This window comes from Arcobacter acticola (genome assembly GCF_013177675.1).
GTDB lineage: Bacteria > Campylobacterota > Campylobacteria > Campylobacterales > Arcobacteraceae > Aliarcobacter > Aliarcobacter acticola.
In genome coordinates, this window is sequence record NZ_CP042652.1 from 268,070 (window position 1) to 289,564 (window position 21,495).

At 28.8% G+C, this 21,495-nt stretch carries 21 protein-coding genes and 1 tRNA gene; 15 read left to right on the forward strand and 7 right to left on the reverse strand.

Translation table 11 applies throughout. From position 1 onward, the window contains the following. Window positions 1-107: 107 nt before the first annotated feature. On the forward strand, window positions 108-1,709 hold the full coding sequence (locus AACT_RS01430) for an IS1634 family transposase (RefSeq protein WP_172124149.1): 1,602 nt from the start codon (window positions 108-110) through the stop codon (window positions 1,707-1,709). On the opposite strand, the gene pyk is transcribed toward AACT_RS01430, so the two are convergent. The 7 genes from pyk to zwf all read right to left on the reverse strand — a co-directional run bounded on the left by pyk (window position 1,706) and on the right by zwf (window position 10,965). After that, a complete protein-coding gene (gene pyk, locus AACT_RS01435; RefSeq protein ID WP_172124299.1) occupies window positions 1,706-3,169 on the reverse strand; it encodes a pyruvate kinase in 1,464 nt (487 codons plus the stop codon). The genes AACT_RS01430 and pyk overlap by 4 nt on opposite strands. A gap of 11 nt (window positions 3,170-3,180) precedes the next feature. Further along, on the reverse strand, window positions 3,181-4,803 hold the full coding sequence (locus AACT_RS01440) for an NADP-dependent glyceraldehyde-3-phosphate dehydrogenase (RefSeq protein WP_172124301.1): 1,623 nt from the start codon (window positions 4,801-4,803) through the stop codon (window positions 3,181-3,183). A gap of 91 nt (window positions 4,804-4,894) precedes the next feature. Then, on the reverse strand, window positions 4,895-6,553 hold the full coding sequence (pgi, locus tag AACT_RS01445; protein WP_172124303.1) for a glucose-6-phosphate isomerase: 1,659 nt from the start codon (window positions 6,551-6,553) through the stop codon (window positions 4,895-4,897). A 13-nt stretch (window positions 6,554-6,566) separates the two neighbouring features. Next, window positions 6,567-7,199 (reverse strand): bifunctional 4-hydroxy-2-oxoglutarate aldolase/2-dehydro-3-deoxy-phosphogluconate aldolase, encoded by a 633-nt coding sequence (eda, locus tag AACT_RS01450; protein WP_172124305.1) that lies wholly within the window; start codon window positions 7,197-7,199, stop codon window positions 6,567-6,569. Further along, the gene (edd, locus tag AACT_RS01455; RefSeq protein WP_172124307.1) at window positions 7,199-9,019 is read right to left on the reverse strand and encodes a phosphogluconate dehydratase; all 1,821 of its coding nucleotides are present in this window, start codon (window positions 9,017-9,019) and stop codon (window positions 7,199-7,201) included. The genes eda and edd overlap by 1 nt, the downstream gene beginning before the upstream one ends. After that, a complete protein-coding gene (gene pgl, locus AACT_RS01460; RefSeq protein WP_172124309.1) occupies window positions 9,012-9,710 on the reverse strand; it encodes a 6-phosphogluconolactonase in 699 nt (232 codons plus the stop codon). Before pgl ends, edd begins: the two co-directional genes overlap by 8 nt. Continuing rightward, window positions 9,700-10,965, reverse strand: coding sequence for a glucose-6-phosphate dehydrogenase (zwf, locus tag AACT_RS01465; RefSeq protein WP_228720512.1), 1,266 nt, complete (start codon window positions 10,963-10,965; stop codon window positions 9,700-9,702). Before zwf ends, pgl begins: the two co-directional genes overlap by 11 nt. Before the next feature lie 140 nt (window positions 10,966-11,105). Between zwf and AACT_RS01470 the strand changes: the two genes are divergently transcribed. The 14 genes from AACT_RS01470 to AACT_RS01535 all read left to right on the forward strand — a co-directional run bounded on the left by AACT_RS01470 (window position 11,106) and on the right by AACT_RS01535 (window position 21,487). After that, the gene (locus tag AACT_RS01470; RefSeq protein WP_172124311.1) at window positions 11,106-12,470 is read left to right on the forward strand and encodes an IS4 family transposase; all 1,365 of its coding nucleotides are present in this window, start codon (window positions 11,106-11,108) and stop codon (window positions 12,468-12,470) included. A gap of 79 nt (window positions 12,471-12,549) precedes the next feature. Further along, window positions 12,550-13,326 carry a complement resistance protein TraT gene (locus AACT_RS01475; protein WP_172124313.1) on the forward strand — a complete coding sequence of 259 codons (777 nt, stop codon included), beginning with the start codon at window positions 12,550-12,552 and terminating at the stop codon, window positions 13,324-13,326. A 138-nt stretch (window positions 13,327-13,464) separates the two neighbouring features. After that, a complete protein-coding gene (locus AACT_RS01480; protein ID WP_172124315.1) occupies window positions 13,465-14,223 on the forward strand; it encodes a phosphatidate cytidylyltransferase in 759 nt (252 codons plus the stop codon). Beyond that, the gene (gene dxr, locus AACT_RS01485) at window positions 14,220-15,287 is read left to right on the forward strand and encodes a 1-deoxy-D-xylulose-5-phosphate reductoisomerase (RefSeq protein WP_172124317.1); all 1,068 of its coding nucleotides are present in this window, start codon (window positions 14,220-14,222) and stop codon (window positions 15,285-15,287) included. Before AACT_RS01480 ends, dxr begins: the two co-directional genes overlap by 4 nt. A gap of 43 nt (window positions 15,288-15,330) precedes the next feature. Next, a complete protein-coding gene (locus tag AACT_RS01490) occupies window positions 15,331-15,561 on the forward strand; it encodes a hypothetical protein (protein ID WP_228720513.1) in 231 nt (76 codons plus the stop codon). Next, the gene (locus tag AACT_RS01495; protein ID WP_172124321.1) at window positions 15,561-15,986 is read left to right on the forward strand and encodes an Lcl C-terminal domain-containing protein; all 426 of its coding nucleotides are present in this window, start codon (window positions 15,561-15,563) and stop codon (window positions 15,984-15,986) included. The genes AACT_RS01490 and AACT_RS01495 overlap by 1 nt, the downstream gene beginning before the upstream one ends. Before the next feature lie 12 nt (window positions 15,987-15,998). Next, window positions 15,999-16,562, forward strand: coding sequence for an RBBP9/YdeN family alpha/beta hydrolase (locus AACT_RS01500; protein ID WP_172128479.1), 564 nt, complete (start codon window positions 15,999-16,001; stop codon window positions 16,560-16,562). Between the two features lie 11 nt (window positions 16,563-16,573). Further along, the gene (tsaD, locus tag AACT_RS01505; RefSeq protein WP_172128481.1) at window positions 16,574-17,584 is read left to right on the forward strand and encodes a tRNA (adenosine(37)-N6)-threonylcarbamoyltransferase complex transferase subunit TsaD; all 1,011 of its coding nucleotides are present in this window, start codon (window positions 16,574-16,576) and stop codon (window positions 17,582-17,584) included. Continuing rightward, a complete protein-coding gene (locus AACT_RS01510; RefSeq protein ID WP_172124323.1) occupies window positions 17,575-17,931 on the forward strand; it encodes an SUI1 family translation initiation factor in 357 nt (118 codons plus the stop codon). Before tsaD ends, AACT_RS01510 begins: the two co-directional genes overlap by 10 nt. Window positions 17,932-18,078: 147 nt before the next feature. Continuing rightward, window positions 18,079-18,513 carry a permease gene (locus AACT_RS01515; RefSeq protein ID WP_172124325.1) on the forward strand — a complete coding sequence of 145 codons (435 nt, stop codon included), beginning with the start codon at window positions 18,079-18,081 and terminating at the stop codon, window positions 18,511-18,513. 203 nt (window positions 18,514-18,716) lie between these two features. Further along, on the forward strand, window positions 18,717-19,016 hold the full coding sequence (locus AACT_RS15670) for a hypothetical protein (protein WP_346726246.1): 300 nt from the start codon (window positions 18,717-18,719) through the stop codon (window positions 19,014-19,016). Window positions 19,017-19,024: 8 nt separating this feature from the next. After that, window positions 19,025-20,410 (forward strand): NAD(P)H-hydrate dehydratase, encoded by a 1,386-nt coding sequence (locus tag AACT_RS01525; RefSeq protein ID WP_172124329.1) that lies wholly within the window; start codon window positions 19,025-19,027, stop codon window positions 20,408-20,410. A 103-nt stretch (window positions 20,411-20,513) separates the two neighbouring features. Further along, the gene (locus tag AACT_RS01530; protein ID WP_172124331.1) at window positions 20,514-21,293 is read left to right on the forward strand and encodes a thiazole synthase; all 780 of its coding nucleotides are present in this window, start codon (window positions 20,514-20,516) and stop codon (window positions 21,291-21,293) included. Window positions 21,294-21,409: 116 nt separating this feature from the next. Next, window positions 21,410-21,487 (forward strand) — tRNA-Pro (locus AACT_RS01535). The last annotated feature ends 8 nt before the right edge of the window (window positions 21,488-21,495 follow it).

Below are 21,495 nucleotides of genomic sequence, written 5' to 3' on the forward strand. Positions count from 1 at the left end.
CAAAAATCAATTTTTCTAAAAGTGATATCCCTTATTAAAGGGCTTTATAGACTATAAAATTCATAAAAGTGTGTGTCCTATAGTCTAAAACCTGCTACAATTTTAGTATGAGTTTACATATTAGACAGAAGAAAAATAGTAGTGGAACAATCAGTATTCAGATTATCGATAGAGTTCATAGGAAATATAAGGTTATAGAAACTATTGCTTGTGTAAAAAATGATTTAGATTTACAAATTTATTTAGATGTTGCAAATAAACGTTTAGAAGAACTGCGTCAACAAATGTATCCTACTTTATTTGATGAAAATAAAAATGAAGAGTTAATATTCATAGAACTTGGAAATAATGATTTAATACCAATAGGTGATGAATTAATCTATGGAAAATTATTTGAACGATTGGGATGTTCTAGTGTAGATTTGGATTGTAAAAGACTTCAGATGTTTAAAAATCTTGTTGTATCAAGATTACTGTATCCTGGTAGTAAATTATATTTGATTGATTATCTTGAATATTTTAAAAAAGAGAGTGTAGATAAAAATGCTATCTATAGATTTTTAGATACACTTTATGAAGAGAATTTAAAACTACAAATTGAAAAATGTGTATTTGATCATACTTATGCAAAAATGAACCAAACTATTGCATTTACATTTTATGATGTTACAACCCTGTACTTTGAATCTGAGAGTGAAGACGATCTTAGACGTATTGGATTTAGTAAAGAGGGTAAATTAGCACGTCCTCAGATACAACTGGGATTGTTTACAACACTACAAGGATATCCATTAAGCTTTGAGGTTTATGAGGGTAATAAATATGAGGGACATACTTTAGTTGATGTACTTAAAAAGTTTCAAAATAAATTTCAATTAAAAAATAAACCTGTAGTTGTAGCTGATAGAGGAATGCTAAACAATAATAATCTAGTATATCTTGAAAATAATGGATATAAATATATCCTTGCAGCCAAAATAAAAAATATATCAAATGATTTAAAAGAGCAAATATCAAACTTGATATTTTTAAATGATGGAGTAACTCATACACTTAAATTTAATAAAGATATACCATATACTGATGAGAATGACAATAAACAATCCATAAATATCAATCAAAGGTTAGTTCTTTCATATTCAACGGCAAGAGCTAAGAAAGATAAACATAATAGAGATAAAGCACTTGAAAGATTAAAGAAAAAAATTGAATTCTCAAAATCTATCACAAAAAAAGATTTAAAACTATCATACTATGCTAAATATCTTAACATCGATGATCATAAATGTGATATCACTTTTAATATCAATAATCAAAAAGTTGATAATGATTCAAAATTAGATGGTATAAAAGGTTTTATTACAAATGATTTTACACTAACACCAAGTGAAATTATAGAACACTATAATAATCAATATGCAGTAGAACAAGCATTTAGAATATCAAAAACTGATCTTAAAATCAGACCCATATACCATAGGCTAGAAACCAGAATAAAGGCTCATATTCTTATTTCATTTGTATCATACTCAATTTATAAAGAGTTTGATTCAAAACTTAAAGAAAATAATATTAAATTTAAATTCTCACAAAAACTTTTAAGAGATATAATTAAACATATGTTTGCACTTAGAACAAATGGAAAATTAGTCTACTTGAAATTTGATGAAATTCAACAACAAGTTTATAATGCAATTAAAAATAGTTAAAAAGTGTGTGTCCATATGAGAAAGTCAGGAAAATTCAAATAATACTCTATTTCAGATGGAGTTAATATTTTGATTGTATTTGTACTTCCTGGCATCCCTACTGGATATCCCACTGTTGCTACATACAATCCATTTCTATTTAACAATCCTTTTTCATCCAATGCTTTTAGCATCTTTTGAAACATCTTTGATGCTTGTGCCTCTTTTATTGTTCCTATTGGTTCTACTCCCCAAACGGCTGTTAGTGAGTTTAACACTTTTTTCTTATGAGTAAAGGTAAATATTGGCGTTTTTGGTCTATATCTTGACATTTTTAATGCTGATTTTCCTGAGCTTGTAAGAGCTAGGATACCATTCGCTTTTAAATCATCTGCCAATTTTGTAACAGTTGATTGAATAACATCAAATTCATCTAGGTATGGAAACTTATATTGTTTATCATAATTATAAATATCTTCTGTTTTTGCAATAATATTATGCATTGTATCAACTACATTTATTGGGTCTTCACCAACTGCGCTTTCTTCTGAAAGCATTACAACATCTGTTCCATCTAGAACTGCATTTGCTACATCTGAGATTTCAGCACGAGTTGCTCTTTCATTTTGAGTCATTGACAAAAGCATTTGAGTTGCTGTAATTACTGGCATTCCTTTTAGGTTTGCTTTTTTAATAAGCATTTTTTGAATAGTTGGAACATCATAGTAAGGAACTTCTATTCCTAAGTCACCACGTGCTACCATTAATCCATCACTTGCATCAATTATTTCATCTATATTTTCAACAGCATCAAATTTCTCTATTTTAGCTATTAATTTACCTTTATAACCATTTAGAAGATTTCTAGCTTTTCTCATATCTTTTGCGTTTTGAACAAAAGAGATTGCAAAGTAATCTACTTCATTTTCTACACCCCAAGCGATATCTTTTTCATCTTTTTTTGTTATTACATCGATATCAATTACAGTATTAGGAAAGTTTACACCTTTTCTTGAAGACAGTATTCCATGATTTTCTATTTTTGCTTTTACTTCAAGTCCTGTTTCTATTACTCTTGCTCTTATTGTTCCATCATATAAATAAATATATTCATCAATTTTTACTTTATCTAAGATATCTGGATAATTTATAGATACTACATAATCTTTATCTGCTCTTTTATATCCTACTATTTCATCTTTTAAAAAAGTTATTACATCATCTCTAAATAGTTCAAATGGCTCTTTTAAATCTCCAATTCTTACTTTTGGTCCTGAAATATCTTGCAATATCCCTACTGTTTTTCCAACATTCTTCATAGCTGTTCGTATATTTTGCAATGTCTCTAAATGATATTCATGACTTCCGTGTGAAAAGTTTAATCTAAACATGTTTGCCCCAGCTTTTATTAATCCTTCTATTATCTCTATACTATGACTTGCTGGTCCTAAAGTTGCTAATATCTTTGTTCTTTTTTCCATAGATTCTCCTTTTAAAGAATAAAGTCTGTTGATAAGAAATTAGATTTATGATTTCTTAAAATATTTGTTAAAATCTCTTTATTTTCACTAGTTTCTTTAATTGCAACCATTGATCTAATACTAAATGCTCTTAATGCATCACTAACTGAAAGTGTACTTTGTGCTGAATCTTTTCTACCTGTGAAGGGGAAAATATCAGGCCCTCTTTGACATTGTGCATTAATATTTACACGACTAACCTGATTTACAAAACTATCTACCATTTTTGCAATTTCATCTGAATTATTTCCAAAAATACTTACTTGTTGGCCATAATTTGACTCCATTAGATACTGCATTGGTTCTTGTATATTCTTATAAGTAAGAATTGGAACTATTGGACCAAATTGCTCTTCATGATAAACTCTCATATTTTTATTCACTGGATATAAAACAGCTGGAAACATGAAGGTATCTTTAATAATTCCACCATTTTGATTTATTACTTTTGAACCTTTAGAAACAGCATCATCAATTAACTCTTTTAAATATTTTGTTTTATTTTTTTCAGGTAAAGCAGTTATTTGAACATCTTTATCCCAAGGTAGACCAAATTTAATTTCATTAATTTTCTCATTAAATGCTTCTAAAAAACTTCCTACAATATTTTCATGTACATAAAGTATTTTTAAAGCAGTACATCTTTGTCCATTAAAAGATAAACTTCCTGTTACACACTCATTTACAGCTATTTCTAAATTAGCATCAGGCATTACTATCCCTACATTTTTAGCTTCTAAACTTAATACTGATCTTAATCTATTTGGCTTTGGATGATGATGTTGTAATGTACTTGCAACTTTTGAACTTCCAATAAAAGCTAAAACATCTATTTTTCCACTCTTCATTAATGGTGTTAATAGTTCTTCTCCACTCCCATATAAAGTATTTACAACACCTTTAGGAAAAGAATCCCTAAAAGCTTCAAGTAAAGGCTTATGTAATAAAACACCAAATTTTGGAGGTTTGAAAATAACTGAATTCCCCATAATAAGTGCTGGAATTAAAGTGGTAAATGTTTCATTTAACGGATAATTAAATGGGCCCATACATGAAGTAACTCCAAGTGGAGATCTTTTTACTTGTGCTAAAATTCCTGATTCTATTTCTAATTGAGAATTTTTCCTATCTAAATTTTTTAATGCCTCAATTGTATCTTTAATATAGTCAATTGTTCTATCAAACTCTTTTTGAGAATCTTTAAGTGGTTTTCCAATTTCCCACATTAAAACATTTACTACTTCTTCTCTTTTTTCTAACATTTTGAATGTAAAATTCTCAACTGCTTTAATTCTATCACTTACTTTCATTTGTGGCCATTCACCCATTCCATAATTATACGCAGCAACGGCAGAATCTAAAGCTTCTTGAGCTTCTGTTTGAGTAAGGATTGGATATGATCCTAATTTTACTTGTTTATTTTCATTTTCTTTTAAACAAATTGGAGAATATACATCCTGCTTTGGACCTTTCCATTGTTTTATTACACCATTAATTAAATATTCATCTTGTATTAATTGTGTTTCTAATCTATACTCTTTTGGTATCTCATTTTTACTTATATAAATCTTTTCAAAATTCTTATTACTAGACATTATATTTCTCCTTTTTTCTAAATTCAATTTTCAAAGACAAGAATTCTTTGAAGTATTCTAACCTTACAATTAGATATCAACAGATATTTAATTATTCTTGGAAACTTTTTATTGCATTTAATAATCCCACTGTTGAAGCATCTTGTTCCCCATAGTTATTATCTTTATTTTTACTATCACTTGATTCATCAAGACAAGTTAGCATATCAGAAGCTAACTCTTTTCCTAACTCAACTCCCCACTGATCAAATGAGTCTAAATTCCATGTAATTCCTTCTACAAAAACTCTATGTTCATATAAAGCTATAATTTTTCCTAAAGTTTTTGGATCTAGTTTTTTGTATAGAATTGTAGAGGAAGGTCTATTTCCCATAAACTTTCTATGAGGTGCTAATCTAATAGCTTCTTCATGGGGAACACCTCTTTTTTTAAGTATTCTAATAACTTCTTGAATACTTCTACCTACCATTAAAGCTTGACTTTGAGCTAAGCAATTTGCAATAAGAAGATCTTTATGTTCTTTCATCCCCTCTTCATGTTCATTTGCTGCTAACATAAATTCACATGGAACTATTTCAGAACCTTGATGAAGTAATTGGAAAAAAGAATGCTGAGAGTTAGTTCCAGCAGCACCCCAAACAATCACACCTGTTTTTTCACTTACGTTCTCACCATCACTTGTAATACTTTTACCATTACTTTCCATATCTAATTGTTGGATATAAGAAGGAAAGGCATTTAATCTTTGATCATAAGGCAAAATTGCTCTTGTTACATAATTACAAATATTTATATGCCAAATACCTAAAAATCCTAAGATTACGGGCATATTATTTTCAACTGGCTCATTTAAAAAGTGTTCATCCATTTCATGGGCACCTTTTAAAAATTCTCTAAAATTATTCATACCTATTGCTAAAATAACACATAAACCAATTGAACTCCAAATTGAGTATCTTCCACCTACCCAATCCCAATATCCAAATACTCTATCATCTCTAATACCAAACTCTTTTATCTTATCTAAGGCTGTTGAGATTGCTACAAAATGTTCACCTGCATTTTCTTCTCCAACACTTTTGCTCATCCATTTCCATGCACTTTTTGCATTTGTCATTGTTTCAATAGTAGTAAAAGTTTTTGAGGCAATTAATACAAGTGTTTTTTTAGGATCCAAAGAGTTAATTACATCATAAATATGAGAAGGATCAATATTTGATACGAAATGAATCTTTGGTCCATCATGATATGGTTTTAAAGCCTTTGTTACCATTTCAGGACCTAAATGAGATCCTCCTATTCCAATATTTATAACATCTGTAAACTTTTCACCACTTGAAGATAATATTTCACCATTTCTAATTGCATTTACAAATATTTCCATTTTCTCAAGACTTTGTTTAACATCTGGCATAATATCTTTTCCATCAACTATAATAGAACTATTTATATCATTTCTAAGGGCAATATGTAGTACAGCCCTATTTTCTGTTATATTGATTTTTTTACCCGTAAACATATCATTAATTTTTTCTTTTAAATTTATAGCTTTTGCTAAATCTTTAAATGCATTAATAACATCTTTATCTATATGATTTTTTGAATAATCTAACAATAAATCATCATATTTGATACTAAAATCATCAAATCTATTTGGGTTTAGAGCAAATAATTCACTCATTGTTAATCTATCAAGTCTATTTTTTAATTGTCGTAAATTATTAAAAACTACAGTTCTTTTTTCATTCATAATTATTTCCTATCTACTTTAAAACTACTGCTAAAGATTCTTGAACAATTTTAGTTATTTCTTTAAACTTTTTTTCTTTTACAAGCTTTGATGATGATACCCAACTACCACCCACACATAAAACATTATCAAGTGCTAGAAAATCATTCATATTATTTAAATTTACACCACCTGTTGGACAAAAATTAATCCCAGGAAAAGGTCCACCAAAAGCTTTTAATATATCTACTCCACCTACTAAACTTGCAGGAAAAAGTTTACAATGTGTTAAATCATTCTCTTTTGCCAACATAATTTCAGAAGCACTTGAAACTCCTGGAATAAAAGGAATAGTTTGATTTTTACTCTCTTGTATTAATGACATAGTAATTCCTGGTGAAAAAACAAACTTAGAACCACTATTAACAGCATTTCTATAATCTTGAATATCACACACAGTTCCTGCACCAACAATCATTGAAGGAAATTCATTAGCAATTTTTTCTATTGCTTCAAGACCTGCTTTAGTTCTTAAGGTAATTTCCATAACACTTATACCACCTTCGTATAATACCTTTGCTAAATCTAATGCTTCATTAGCATTATCTACAACAACAACTGGTACGATTGGCGATATTTTCATTACACTATTTGCATTTAAAATCATTATTCTTTTCCTTCATAATCTTTAAAAATTGTTGCACCAAGTTCTGCATTAGAAATATTTTCTCTTATAGTATTAAATAAAAATCTTCCATATGTAATACCATTATTTAATTCAACTTTATTATTCTTTATTCTTTTAATAAGTTCTTCACTTGACTCTTCAAGTGCTAATTTACCATTTTTAACATCCAAACAAAGCATATCACCATTTCTAATATTATTTATCATACCACCTTCAACTGCTTCAGGTGTTAAATGTATTGCACTTGGTACTTTTCCAGAAGCTCCTGACATTCTTCCATCTGTAACTATTGCTACTTTAAACCCTTGATTTTGTATTAATCCCATAATCGGAAGTAATCCATGAAGTTCAGGCATACCATTTGCTTTTGGACCTTGGAATTTAACTACAGCAATAAAATCTTTATTTAATTCGCCCCTTGAAAATGCCTCTTTTAACGCACTTTGTGTTTCAAACACTATTGCTGGAGCTTTTATATATAATTGAGATTCTTTTAAAGCAGATGTTTTAATTACAGATCTTCCTATATTTCCTTTTAATAATTTTAATCCGCCCTCTTTACTATAAGGATTTTCAATTGAACTAATTACCTCATCATTTCTAGAAATATTGCAATCTTTTTGAAAAACAAGTTTACTATCTATTAATTTTGGTTCAACACAATAATCATCTAATCCAACACCCATAATAGTTTTTACATCATTATGAACAAGTCCTGCTTTTATAAGCTGAGAGATAACAACTCCCATTCCTCCTGCATCTCTAAAGTGATTAACATCTAAACTACCATTTGGATACATTTTGCATAAAAGAGGAGTTACTTTTGAAATAGCATCAAAATCATCCCATGTTAAAGTAATTCCTGCTATTTTTGCCATTGCAATTAAATGTATAGAATGATTAGTTGAACCACCAGTTGCCATAAGTCCAACAATTGCATTTACAAAACTTTTTTCATCAATAATATCTGCTAATGCATAGCCATCTTTTTTAACTAAATTTAAAATCTGTATTGAAGCCTCTTTTGTTAACTCTGTTCTTAAAGGCGTATTTGTATTTACAAAAGATCCATTTGGAAGTTGTAAACCCATCATTTCTAGTAACATTTGATTTGAATTTGCAGTTCCAAAGAATGTGCAAGTTCCACAACTATGATAAGATTGTGCTTCTACTTTTAGAAGTTCATCTTTGTTTATTTCACCTTGTTCAAAGGCTTCTCTTTTTTTAGCTTTTTCTGAATTTGAAATACCAGAAGGCATAGGGCCAGAAGGTATAAATACAGCTGGTAAATGTCCAAAACTTAAAGCCCCCATTAAAAGCCCTGGAACAATTTTGTCACAAACACCTAGATAAACAGCTCCATCAAACACATTATGAGATAAGCCAATTGCTGTTCCCATTGCTATATTATCCCTTGATAATAAGCTTAATTCCATTCCTTCTTTACCTTGAGTAATTCCATCACACATTGCTGGAACACCACCTGCAACTTGTGCCGTTGCTCTATTTTTAAGTAATTCTTCTTTTATAATACTAGGATAATTTTTATAAGGTTCGTGAGCTGATAACATATCATTATAAGCACTTACTATTGCAATATTTGCAATTTCCATATCCATTAAAAGTTCTTTTTCTCCATCACTCATTGGAGCAATTGTATGAGCTAGGTTACTACAACCCATTTTGTTTCTATTCATACCTTCAAATTTAGACTGTTCTATCATGTCAAGATAAATTTTTCTATTTGTTTTTGATCTTTCTATTATATTATTTGTAACTTCTTGGATAATCTTATTCATTGTAATATACCTCTATTTGTTTTTTTTCATTTTTTAAAACTGCAGATATAGGTGAAAGTAAAAAATCATTCTCTTTTAATGCTTTTTCGTATACTTCTTTTTTATTTTTACCTTGAATATGTAAATATATATTATCTGCTTTCAAAATAGCACTTAAAGTTAAACTCATTCTTGTATGTTTTGCTGTTGAAGGAGTCATACTTACACAATACTTTTCATTATTTAAATCAATTCCATCTTTTAATTTTTCATTATTTGGAAAAAGAGAAGCAGTATGAAAATCATCTCCCATACCTAAAATAAGTACATCACATGGAAACAACTTATTTTTAACCAAAGTTGAGCAAATATCAATAGATTTTAAAGGATCTAAATTTTCTTGATACAAAGGGATAAATAAAGCTTTTGAGGCCTTATCTTTTAGTAAATATTCTTTTACTAATTTTGCATTACTATCTTCATGCTTACCATCAAGCCATCTTTCATCAACTAAACCAATTTTTACCTTATTCCAAGAAATATCAAAAGTTCTCAATTTTTCAAAAAGAGGTTTTGGAGTATTTCCACCTGATACAAGTAAAACTGCTTCACCTTTTTTTTCTATTGCTTTTTCCAATTTATCAATTATTGTTTTTGAAAAATCTTCAATTAAAGTTTTTTGATTTGTAAAGGTATAAAAATTAGTGTTCATGCCAAACTCTTCCATCTTTTGCCATCATTGACACAACACTATTTGGACCATTTGTTCCTGCTTTATATGTTTCCATTGGAGTGATATTATTTTGCCATGCAGATATAATTTTATCAGTCCATTTCCAAGCAGCTTTAACTTCATCCAGTCTCATATATAAAGTTGGATTAGCTCTTATTACATCTAAAAGTAATCTTTCATAAGCTTCATTTTTTCTTACAAAACTTCTTGGGGGATTTAATTCTAAACTAACTTCTTGAAGTTTCATCTTTTCATCAAGTCCTGGTATTTTATGCATAAGATTAAGTGTAATACTTTCATCTGGGTAAAAAGATATTACTAATTTATTTGGCATTGTATAATTATCAAAAATTGAATATGGAATAGATTTAAACTGTATTACAATTTCAGAATTCTTACTTGACATTCTTTTACCAGTTCTTATATAAAAAGGTGTATTACTCCATCTAAAATTATCAATAAAAATTTTTAAAGCTACAAAAGTTTCTGTATCACTTGTAGATTTACCATCATCCAAATAACCTTGAACTTCTTTTCCATCAATTGTTCCTGCTACATATTGTGCTCGAACAGTATGATCTTTCATATCTTTTTCTTCAATATTTCTAAGTGAATTTAAAACTTTTAATTTTTCATCTCTTATTGCATTTGGGTCAAGAGAGTGAGGTGGTTCCATGGCAAGTAAACAAACTAATTGCATAAGATGGTTTTGAACCATATCTCTCATCGCTCCATATTCATTATAAAATTCCCATCTACTTTCAACACCTACACTTTCTGATAGTGTAATTTGTATATGATCAATATTATTTGCATCCCATAAAGGTACAAACATTTTATTTGAGAATCTTAAAGCTAAAAGATTTTGAACAGTATCTTTACCTAAATAATGATCAATTCTGTAAATTTGTTCTTCTTTGAAATACCCTAAAACTTTTTCATTAATTTCTTTTGAAGAATCTAAATCTTTTCCAATAGGTTTTTCTAAAACAACCCTTGAATTTTCACTTATTAATTTATAATCATTTAGTGATTTACAAATAGTTTCATAAAAATCTGATGAAGTTGAGAAGTAAAATATTCGTTCTTCATTTTGATTATTTTTTAATAAATTTTCTAAATTTTTAAACGTTTTTTCTTCTTTAAAATCAATATGGCAGTATTTAATCAAATCTTCAAATTTTTTAGATTTTTCTTCATCAAATAATTCTTCTGAATTTAAAAATATTTTCAATTTCTCTTTTATTAAATTTACTCAACTTTCGCACATAGATTCCACTAAATTCATGAACTAAAGTTGATAAATAAAGCCCATAAGTAGGCACTTTTTAGTATAATTAAGTTACCACTAACATCATTATAAAGGTCTATCTTATGGAACTTGCAAATTATATAGAAACTGCTATGAAGAGCATATTAAAAAATCCAATTTACGAAGTGTTATCAGAAATAAAAATCACAAAAATACTGAAACAAAGTAATTTTGTTAAGAGAGAAGTTGGATATCCACCATTTCAAATAATTTTACACTTTCTTTATATGCTTGTTATGCAAAAAAGACAATCAACTTTTATAAAAAATAGTGATAAGGCTTATGGTAAAGATGTATATTATAGATTTATCAAAGAGAAACGTTATAACTGGCGTAAACTTTTATTGTTAAGTGCTACAGAACTTTTAAAAAAGATAAAGCCATTGCATAAAAATGGTGAGTATCGCTTACTAATTATCGATGATACAGTAGAACCAAAAAGAGGTAAATTTATTGAAGGTACTTGTAAATATATCTGGAGTAATAAAGAGCATAGAAGTATTAATGCACTAAATATCGTGTCTCTAAATTATGCAGATTCACACTCAACATTTCAATTAGATTTTTCTATAAAGATGAATGATAGTAAAAGAAAATCTACATCAGATTTCACAGCAAAATTGCATCATAGAAGTAACGCATATCAACGTAAGCGTGAAATTATTAAAGGTAAGAATACTCTAGCTCTTGAGATGTTAGAAAGAGCATTAGATAATGGAATTGATGCTGATTATCTACTTGTTGATAGCTGGTACGCTAAACCAAATTTTATAAAAGAAGCAAATACTTTAGGAATGCCTGTAATTGCAAGACTTCCAAATAATAAGCTCATTTGGAACTTCAAAGGTAAATATAAAACTCTAAATGCAATATATGATAGTTTAAAAAATATTCGTCACAAATATAGCGGTAAACATGGAAAGATATCTTATAAATATTTCGATTCAGTTTTAGAACTTGGTACCCTTGGTAAAGTTAAATTAGTATTTTTACACACTGGAAAAGATTTATTAGTTTTTATATCAACAGATATAAGTATTTCAGGTAAAGAGATTTTAGAAACTTATAAAAAGAGATGGAATATTGAGCAAGGTTATAAAGATCTAAGACTCTTGTTTGGCTTAGGAAAAGAAGAAAATCGTATCTATGAAGCACTTATTGGAAAAATCACTCTTTCAATGTTTACCTACAATATTGTAAGCTATATCAATCGCATAAAGCATGAGCCACAAACACTAGGAGAACTTTTTAGAGATTTAGAGTGCGAACTTGAAACACTGGCAATTTCAATGCAACTTTTTATTCAAATACTTACAAAAATCTCTGAAATCCAAAATGTTGTCAAGGATAATAAAGATTTATTTCAAATTATCGCAGTGATAAGTGCTTTCACTCAAAAAGAGTTAGGTTTTATGTGCGAAAGTTGAGTAAAAATTAAAAAAAGAGTCATTTGAGAGTCATTTGAATTGTATAATTATTGTGAAAATATATTTATTAGGAGAATTAATGAAAAACATAAAAAAATTTGGTTTAAGTATCGCTCTTGCTTCAGTACTTTTTAGTGGTTGTGCAACAACTGAATTACAAACTAATGCAAAAATGACACAAAGTGTGTTTATTAATCCAGTGGCTAAAGATAAAAGATTAATATTTGTATCGAGTAAAAATACAAGTGGGCAACAAATAAATCTTGAGAAAACAATATTAAATGAATTAGAAGCTAAAGGTTATACTGTTGTTGATGATCCAGAAATGGCTACATATGTTTTGATGATGAATATATTATATTGTGATAAAAAACAAGAAAATAATGCAGCAGCGGGAGCAGTTGGAGCGGGAGCTTTAGGTGCAGGAATTGGAGCGTATAATAATAAGGGATTCGGTGCGAGTGCTGGAATTGGATTGGGTGCAGCATTAGTTGGAGGATTAATCGCTAAAGCTACTGAAGATACAATTTTTCAAATGCAAGTTGATATTGTAATCAGAGAAAAAGCAAAAGGAAAAGTATATGCATCAAATACAACGGCAGCTGGACAAGCAAGCGTAAATGATTCAAGAAAAGCTGGATTTATGAATGGTTTTGGAGGTCAAATTAAAAATGCAAATGCATCAGGACAATTAAACTCAAATATTGCAAATGCAAATTCACAACAATATGAAACAGATTATATTGAACATAAAACTATGCTATTTGCAGAAGCAACAAAAATGAACCTAACATTACCAGAAGCTACACCAATTTTAGAAAAGCAAATATCTAGTCAAATTGCAGGATTATTTTAAAATATTATTTTCAATTTATCCTACCTTTAGAGGTAGGGTAATACACATATCAGAAAATAAATCTTCAAATTGAGAATAAAACCAACCAAAAGCCAAATTTTAGTATAATCAAAAACTTTTAAATTCAAGGTTTGATAAATGACTACAATAATAAGAGAAAGCTCAACTCGTATAAAAACAGGAATCGTTTTAATCATTGGTATGTTAATACTAGGTTATATAGATTCATATTTTCTATTTTGGTTAGTATTTGGAATTATGCTAATGATTTCAATATCTGAATCAAAAAAACTTTTTGGTTTAAAAAGTGATAGTATTTATGTATATACATCGCTTTTATGGCTTACTGCATACTTCTATCCAATGCCAGAAGATTTGATTTTTATTGTTGCAATTGGTTATGCATCACAATTAGCATATAAGAAAACTTTAAATCAAAAACTGTTTTTACCTCTTTTATACCCAACTGCGTCATTTATATTTTTATTAACATTATATAGTGAATATGGGGTTATGACTCTTTTATGGTTACTTATTATTGTAGCAAGTACTGATATTGGTGCGTATTTCATAGGAAAAGGATTTGGGAAAACACAATTTTGTGAAACAAGTCCAAATAAAACAATTGAAGGTGTTATCGGTGGAGTTGGGTTTGCTGTAATTTTAGGTTCAATTTTCTCTATTAATGAAGTTGGTATTGTAGGAGCTATTGTTGTTTCATCTATTGTTTCTTTTACTTCTATTTTTGGGGATTTATTTGAATCTTACTTAAAAAGAGAAGCCGGAGTTAAAGATAGTGGAACACTTTTACCAGGACATGGGGGTGTTTTAGATAGAACAGATGGTTATTTATTTGGAGCAATTGTAATGTTGGTTCTACTTAGGATAATCATTTGATACTTCTAGGAAGTACAGGTTCTATTGGTGTAAATACTTTAAATATTGCACGTAAATTTAATCTAAATGTTGAGGTATTAGTAGCTGGAAGAAATATTCAGTTACTAAATCAACAAATCAAAGAATTTAATCCAAAAATTGTTGTTATTGATAGAGTTGAAGATATTCATCTTGTTTGTCATAACAATGTTTTATTTGGACAAGAAGCTATTTTGCAAGCAATTGAGCAAAGTACTTCAAGTACAGTTGTAAATGCTCTTGTTGGATTTTTAGGTTTAAAACCTACATTAAAAGCCATAGAATGTGGTAAAAAAATAGCACTTGCAAATAAAGAATCTTTAGTAGTTGCTGGAAAATTTATAGATCAAACAAACTTAAAGCCAATAGATAGTGAACACTTTGGTCTTTGGTATTTATTACAAGATAAAAAAATGGATTCTATGATGGTAACAGCTAGTGGAGGTTCTTTTAGAGATTATCCTTTGGATCAATTAAAAAATGTATCTATTAAAGAAGCACTTGCCCATCCAAATTGGTCAATGGGAAATAAAATCACAATAGATAGTGCAACAATGACTAATAAAATGTTTGAATTAATGGAAGCAGCTTGGCTTTTTGATATTAGAAAACTTGATGCAGTTATTGAAACAAAATCATTAATTCATGCTTTTATAAATTTTGCTGATGGTAGTACGACAGCTCATATTGCAAATGCTTCTATGCAACTTCCTATTGCTTATGCAATTTTAGGAAAAGTTGATGAAGAGATTTTAAAACCTGTTGATTTAGTAGAAGTTGCATCTTTAGAATTTAGAAAAATAGAAACATCAAGATATCCAATTTGGGAAATAAAAGATGAAATACTAAATAATCTTGATTTAGGTGTAGTATTAAATGCAGCAAATGAAATAGGTGTTGCCAAGTTCTTAAACTCTGAAATAGGGTTTTTAGATGTGGCTAAGATTTCATTAAATGCAATAAATAAGTTTAATAATGTAAAAGTTAATAGCTTAGATGAAATTTTTGAGATAGATAAAGAAGTGAGAAAATACTGTGAGTCTTGATTTACTAATTCCCTTTGGAATACTTCTTATAATGGTTATATATTTGATTTATTCAAGAAATAGTTTCGAAAAAGATATAACTTCATTATATGAAAAAAAATTTGATGAATGGAAAAAACATAGTACAATAGAAGTAGAAAAAACTTCACACAAAGAACTAGTTGGTTTAGTTTATAAAACTGATTATAAAGTGTCTATTGAATTATTAGATGAAAATGTTCAATCCGCATTAACTAGAGGAAAGTTTGAAGTATCTAATATAAAGGATAAATAATGAAATATTTACTTTTATTAATGATTTTTTTATCATTTCTAGATGCAAGAATATATAGAGATAGCACACGAGAAGTAGTTATAGATGATAGTTCTAAACTTATGTGGCAAGATGATATTTCTGTTATAAAAACTTTAAAAGATCATGATATTGCAGAAACTTATTGTAAAAACTTACAATATAAAGGCTTTGATAATTGGCGATTACCTGAAATTGAAGAGTTTGAATTAATAGTTGATAAAAAGAATACAAAGAATTATATAAATAAAGCATTTAAATATAATGTACCAGATGGATATTGGGCTTTAAAATCTCATTGGAGAACACTTTGGTTTTATGCTGATTATATGCATTTTATAAGTGGAACTGCATATTATGATAGTCGTCATAAAACTAAATATGTTAGATGTGTAAGAAATTATTAAAAGGATAGTATGTTGAGTAAAAGGGTTTTAATACTTCATGGACTTGGAGGAAGTGATTTCCCCCATTGGCAAGCACAATTAGCAAGTGATTTAATAAAAGAGAATTATATTGTTTCATTTCCAGCTTTTCCTTCAAGAGATAATCCAAAACTACAAGAGTGGAAAGAATTTTTAAAAAAAGAGTTAGCTCATTTCAAACCTGATATTGTAGTTTGTCATTCATTGGCAAATATTTTATGGTTTCATACCTGTGATGAACTAGATATAAAGCTTGATAAACTAATGTTAGTTGCTCCCGTTTCAAAAAATAGAAGTATAGAAGAAGCTAAAACATTTTATCCTTACCCACTAGCAAAAGATTTAAAAGCAACTGAAGTTATAATGGCAGCTTCAACTAATGATCCATATATGAGTATTGAAGAAGCAATAGAGCTTCAAACAAATCTAAATATTGGAATGAAAATCATGGAAAATGCAGGACATATAAATGCAGCTTCTGGATTTGGAAAACTTGATTGTGCCCTTGATTGGATAAAAAGAGAAGAAGAATGCAAAATAAATGAAGAGTTGAAATAATGAGTGATTCTTTGATTTTAAGTATTGAAAGCTCATGTGATGATAGCTCATTAGCAATAACAGATATAGAAACAAACAAACTAATTTATCACAAAAAAATATCCCAAGAACTTCAACATAGTATTTATGGAGGAGTTGTTCCAGAACTAGCAGCCAGACTTCATATAGAAGCACTTCCAAAAATTCTTGAAGAGTGTGTTGAGTATTTCCCAAAGCTAAAAGCAATTGCCGTTACAAATGCCCCAGGACTTTCTGTGACATTAACAGAAGGTGTAACAATGGCAAAGGCATTAAGTATTTCTCTAAATCTTCCTTTGATAGCTGTAAATCACCTAAAAGGTCATATCTATTCTTTATTTATTGAAAAAGATGAAATTTTACCAATGACAATTCTTTTAGTTTCAGGCGGACATACTCAAATTATAGAAGCAAATAGTTTAAATGATATGAAAGTAATAGCAAGTACTATGGATGATAGTTTTGGTGAGAGTTTTGATAAGGTATCAAAAATGCTAGGACTTGGATATCCAGGTGGGCCAGTTGTTCAAGAGTATGGTTTAAAAGGTGATGAGAATAGATTTGATTTACCAATTCCTTTAAAGCAAAGTCCTAAAATAGAATTTTCATATTCAGGTTTAAAAAATGCAGTTAGATTAGAAATTGAAAAACTAGAAAATCAAGAAGGTGGAATAACACTTCAAGATAAATACGATATATGTGCATCTTTCCAAAAGACAGCAGTAGCTCATATTATGCAAAAACTAAAAAAACTATTTAAACAAGATGTTCCTAAAAACTTTGCAATAGTAGGTGGGGCAAGTGCAAACATATACTTAAGAACTCAGTTAGAGGAAATGTGTGCTAAACATAAAACAAATCTATATTTGAGTGAATTAAAATACTGTTCTGATAATGCAGCAATGATTGGACGAGTAGCAGTTGAACAATACAAACAAAATGATTTTATTTCAATAGATGAAATTGATGTACAATCAAGAATCAAGGAGTTAGTATGGGCTTAGCAGATAAATTAGCTTTTTCAATGGGAGCAAAACTTGATGGTGATAGTTTTGATACAGTAAAAGAAGATAAGAAAAAATCAACAAATCAATCAAAATCTTCAAATGAAATAATTCCTAAAAATCAACATCAATTGGTTTTCACATGTGAAAAAAGAAAAGGGAAACCCGTTACTTTAGTTGGTAGATTTAATATAAAAGAAGATGAAAAAAAAGAGGTATTAAAACTACTAAAGAAAAAACTAGCCTGCGGTGGAGCTATCAAAGATGAATGGATAGAACTACAAGGTGATTTAAAAGAAAAAATTAAAACGGTTCTTGAAAGTGATGGTTGGAAATTTAGAAAATAGATATTATAAGTTTTGATTATAATTAATATAAGAAATTCATAATAATTAAATAGCTAGAATACTTTCATAAAATCTTTTTATAGGTCTTTTAAAGCAATTATCTTAGAAAAAGATAATTACAGCTTATAATAAAAGAAAGTAGATATTATGAAAGAAAAAAACAATATAAAGGATGCATTTAATAAATCTCTAAAAGGTTTTTTATCAATGCTTCCTATGCTTTTAGCCATACTCTTATTACTAGGAATATTTGATGTATATATTACAAAAGATATTTTACTCTCATTTTTTATATCAAATAATTTTATAGATACAATTACAGGAACATTACTGGGAGGTGTTTTAACAGGTAATCCTATGATTAGTTATATTTTAGGTGGAGAACTAACAGATGCAGGTGTTTCTCTATATGCTGTTACTGCTTTTATTTTATCTTGGGTTACAATAGGTCTTGTACAACTTCCTGCTGAAGTAGAAATATTTGGATTAAGATTTACTTTTTATAGAACACTATTTACTTTTATCACAACTATTTTAGTCTCATTGTGTACTGTATCAACAGTAAACTGGATTTTGTCATGAAAATAAAAGATTTAGATTTTAAAGGGATTAAATTTCTTTTTTTTGTTATAATAATTTATATATTGATATTTTTGTTTGATGGAGAAAGAAGTATTTTCGCTTTAACAAAAAGTTTTGAAATATTATTAAAGCTTCTACCTATTTTTGTAATGATTATTTTTATTACGACATTGATTAACTATTTTCTAAAACCAAAGATGATAATGAAACATTTTGGCAAAGATAGTGGAATCAAAGCTTGGATTTATTCGATTTTAGGTGGTGTTGTAAGTCACGGGCCTATGTATATTTGGTATCCAATGCTTAGTGAATTTCGAAAGAATGGATTAAAAGATGGATTGTTGGCTGCTTTTATGTATACCAGATCTATAAAAATTCCATTTATACCAATTATGATTGATTATTTTGGTGTCACATTTACTGTAGTTTTATTTACCTATATATTATTAGGTGGAATATTGCAAGGAGTAGTAATGGAAGCTTTAAGTAAAAAAACAGATTAGGATTATTAATGCAAAAGCTATTTGATGAGGTTAATTCTTTAGATAAGAGATGTTATGAGAAGTTTTTTTTAAGTGAAGATTTACTTATGGAACATGCAGCTTCAAGCATGGCTTTGTATATTAGTGAAAACTATTTACATCTTAACTCTATTTTAATTGTGTGTGGCAGTGGTAACAATGGTGCGGATGGAATAACACTAGCTAGACTTCTTCATACAAAATTCAATGTCAAACTTTTTTTAGCTTCAAGCCCTAAATCACCTATATCAGAACTTCAACTTAAAAGAGTTGAAGCTCTAGGATTAGAAATTGTAGATGCTCTTTCTCCTGCTGATATTATTGTTGATTGTTTATTTGGGACGGGTTTAAATAAACCTTTAAATGAAGACTCAATAAATATTATAAATACTCTAAACTCATATGACTCAATAAAAATTGCTTGTGATATACCAAGTGGAATAAATAATATAGGTCAAGTAGAATCAATAGCTTTTGAAGCTGATATTACGATAACTATGGGAGCTTTAAAAACTTCACTATTTACAGATCTTGCAAAAGATTATGTGGGAGAAATAATAGTAGCAAACTTAGGAGTTCAAAGAAATCTTTATGAAGTAGAATCAAATAAATATTTATTAGAAGCAAGTGATATGAAACTTCCTTTTAGAAATAAAAAGAATGCACACAAAGGAACTTATGGTCATTTAAATGTAATTGTTGGGTCTAAAAGAGGTGCAGGAATAATAGCTTCAAAAGCTGCTTTTGGATTTGGAACTGGACTTCTAAGTGTAATATCAAAAGAAGATTTAGATTTGCCATATCATATAATGCAAACAGATACTATAAGTGAAAACTGTACAGCAATTGCTATGGGAATGGGTTTGGGTAAATATGATAAAGAAGAAATTAGAAAATTATTAAATACAGATATTCCAAAGATAATAGATGCTGATTTATTTTATGATGAATTAATTTGTGAGTTTTTAGACAAAGAAATTGTTTTAACTCCCCATCCAAAAGAGTTTTGTTCTTTATTAAAGCTTTGCAAAATAACAGATATAGATGTAATTGAGTTACAAAACAATAGATTTAAATATGTAGAAGAATTTTCAAAGAAATATCCAAAAATTGTACTTTTATTAAAAGGTGCAAATGTAATTATTTCACAAAATGAAAAACTATATGTAAATACATTTGGAAGTGCAGTTTTAAGCAAAGGTGGGAGTGGTGATGTCTTAAGTGGATTAATCGGCTCTTTGCTAGCTCAAAAGTATAAACCTCTTGATGCAGCTATCTCAGCTAGTCTTGCTCATACACTAGCTGCAAGAAAATATAGTAAAAATAATTACTCAATGATACCATCTGATTTAGTTGAAGAAATAAGAAGATTGTGAAAGCAATATCAAAGAATTACAAAGTTATTATGTGCGCGAAATTATTCAAATAAATATTAAAATAGAAGTAAAAGAATATAAAAAATATTAGGAGAAAATACAAATGAATGATAAATTAATAGTTGGTAAATATGAATTTAATAGCAGGCTTATAGTTGGTTCTGGAAAATATAAAGATTTTCAAACAACTAAAGAAGCTACCCTTGCAAGTGGAAGTGAATTAATTACAGTTGCAATTAGAAGGGTAAATATTACTAATCCAAATGAAGAAAACTTATTAGATTACTTCAAAGGTACTAATATTAAATTATTACCAAATAGTGCAGGGTGTTTCACAGCAGAAGAAGCAATAACAACTTTTAGACTAATGAGAGAAGCAACTGGTATTGATATTATAAAGCTTGAAGTTATTGGTGATGCTAAGAAAACTTTATACCCAGATGTAATAGAAACAATAAAAGCTTGCGAAATCTTAAAAAAAGAAGGTTTTACAATTATGGCTTATACAAGTGATGATCCAATTATTGCAAAAAGACTAGAAGATGCAGGTGCAGATGCAATTATGCCATTAGCTGCACCAATAGGTTCAGGATTAGGAATTCAAAATCCATATAACATTGCATTTATTAGAGATGCAGTAAAAGTTCCAGTATTAGTTGATGCAGGTTTAGGATGTGCATCTGATGCTTCTTATGCTATGGAATTAGGTGCAGATGGTATATTAGCTAATACTGCTATTGCTCAAGCTCAAAATCCAATGGCAATGGCAGAAGCTTTTAGATATGCAACAATAGCTGGAAGATTGAGCTATCAAGCGGGTAGAATCCCTAAAAAACCCTATGCAACTGCTAGTTCTCCTATTGATGGATTAATACATTTTTAATGAAGAAAAGAGGGAATTTCGACAAATTTAGAAATTCCCTCTAAAAACACTTGACAAATAGTTTATAATTTATTATAATTCCGTCCACTTTTAGTGAAACTTCAAAAATATTTTGTCGGGGCGTAGCGCAGTCTGGTTAGCGCACCTGGTTTGGGACCAGGGGGCCGGAGGTTCGAATCCTCTCGCCCCGACCACTTTATTT

Excerpts from the sequence above, each read along its gene's own strand:
- AACT_RS01430 (WP_172124149.1), top strand. The coding sequence starts at position 108 with ATGAGTTTACATATTAGACAGAAGAAAAATAGTAGTGGAACAATCAGT.
- pyk (WP_172124299.1), bottom strand. The coding sequence starts at position 3,169 with ATGGAAAAAAGAACAAAGATATTAGCAACTTTAGGACCAGCAAGTCAT.
- AACT_RS01440 (WP_172124301.1), bottom strand. The coding sequence starts at position 4,803 with ATGTCTAGTAATAAGAATTTTGAAAAGATTTATATAAGTAAAAATGAG.
- pgi (WP_172124303.1), bottom strand. The coding sequence starts at position 6,553 with ATGAATGAAAAAAGAACTGTAGTTTTTAATAATTTACGACAATTAAAA.
- eda (WP_172124305.1), bottom strand. The coding sequence starts at position 7,199 with ATGATTTTAAATGCAAATAGTGTAATGAAAATATCGCCAATCGTACCA.
- edd (WP_172124307.1), bottom strand. The coding sequence starts at position 9,019 with ATGAATAAGATTATCCAAGAAGTTACAAATAATATAATAGAAAGATCA.
- pgl (WP_172124309.1), bottom strand. The coding sequence starts at position 9,710 with ATGAACACTAATTTTTATACCTTTACAAATCAAAAAACTTTAATTGAA.
- AACT_RS01470 (WP_172124311.1), top strand. The coding sequence starts at position 11,106 with ATGGAACTTGCAAATTATATAGAAACTGCTATGAAGAGCATATTAAAA.
- AACT_RS01475 (WP_172124313.1), top strand. The coding sequence starts at position 12,550 with ATGAAAAACATAAAAAAATTTGGTTTAAGTATCGCTCTTGCTTCAGTA.
- AACT_RS01480 (WP_172124315.1), top strand. The coding sequence starts at position 13,465 with ATGACTACAATAATAAGAGAAAGCTCAACTCGTATAAAAACAGGAATC.
- AACT_RS01495 (WP_172124321.1), top strand. The coding sequence starts at position 15,561 with ATGAAATATTTACTTTTATTAATGATTTTTTTATCATTTCTAGATGCA.
- AACT_RS01510 (WP_172124323.1), top strand. The coding sequence starts at position 17,575 with ATGGGCTTAGCAGATAAATTAGCTTTTTCAATGGGAGCAAAACTTGAT.
- AACT_RS01515 (WP_172124325.1), top strand. The coding sequence starts at position 18,079 with ATGAAAGAAAAAAACAATATAAAGGATGCATTTAATAAATCTCTAAAA.
- AACT_RS15670 (WP_346726246.1), top strand. The coding sequence starts at position 18,717 with ATGAAACATTTTGGCAAAGATAGTGGAATCAAAGCTTGGATTTATTCG.
- AACT_RS01525 (WP_172124329.1), top strand. The coding sequence starts at position 19,025 with ATGCAAAAGCTATTTGATGAGGTTAATTCTTTAGATAAGAGATGTTAT.
- AACT_RS01530 (WP_172124331.1), top strand. The coding sequence starts at position 20,514 with ATGAATGATAAATTAATAGTTGGTAAATATGAATTTAATAGCAGGCTT.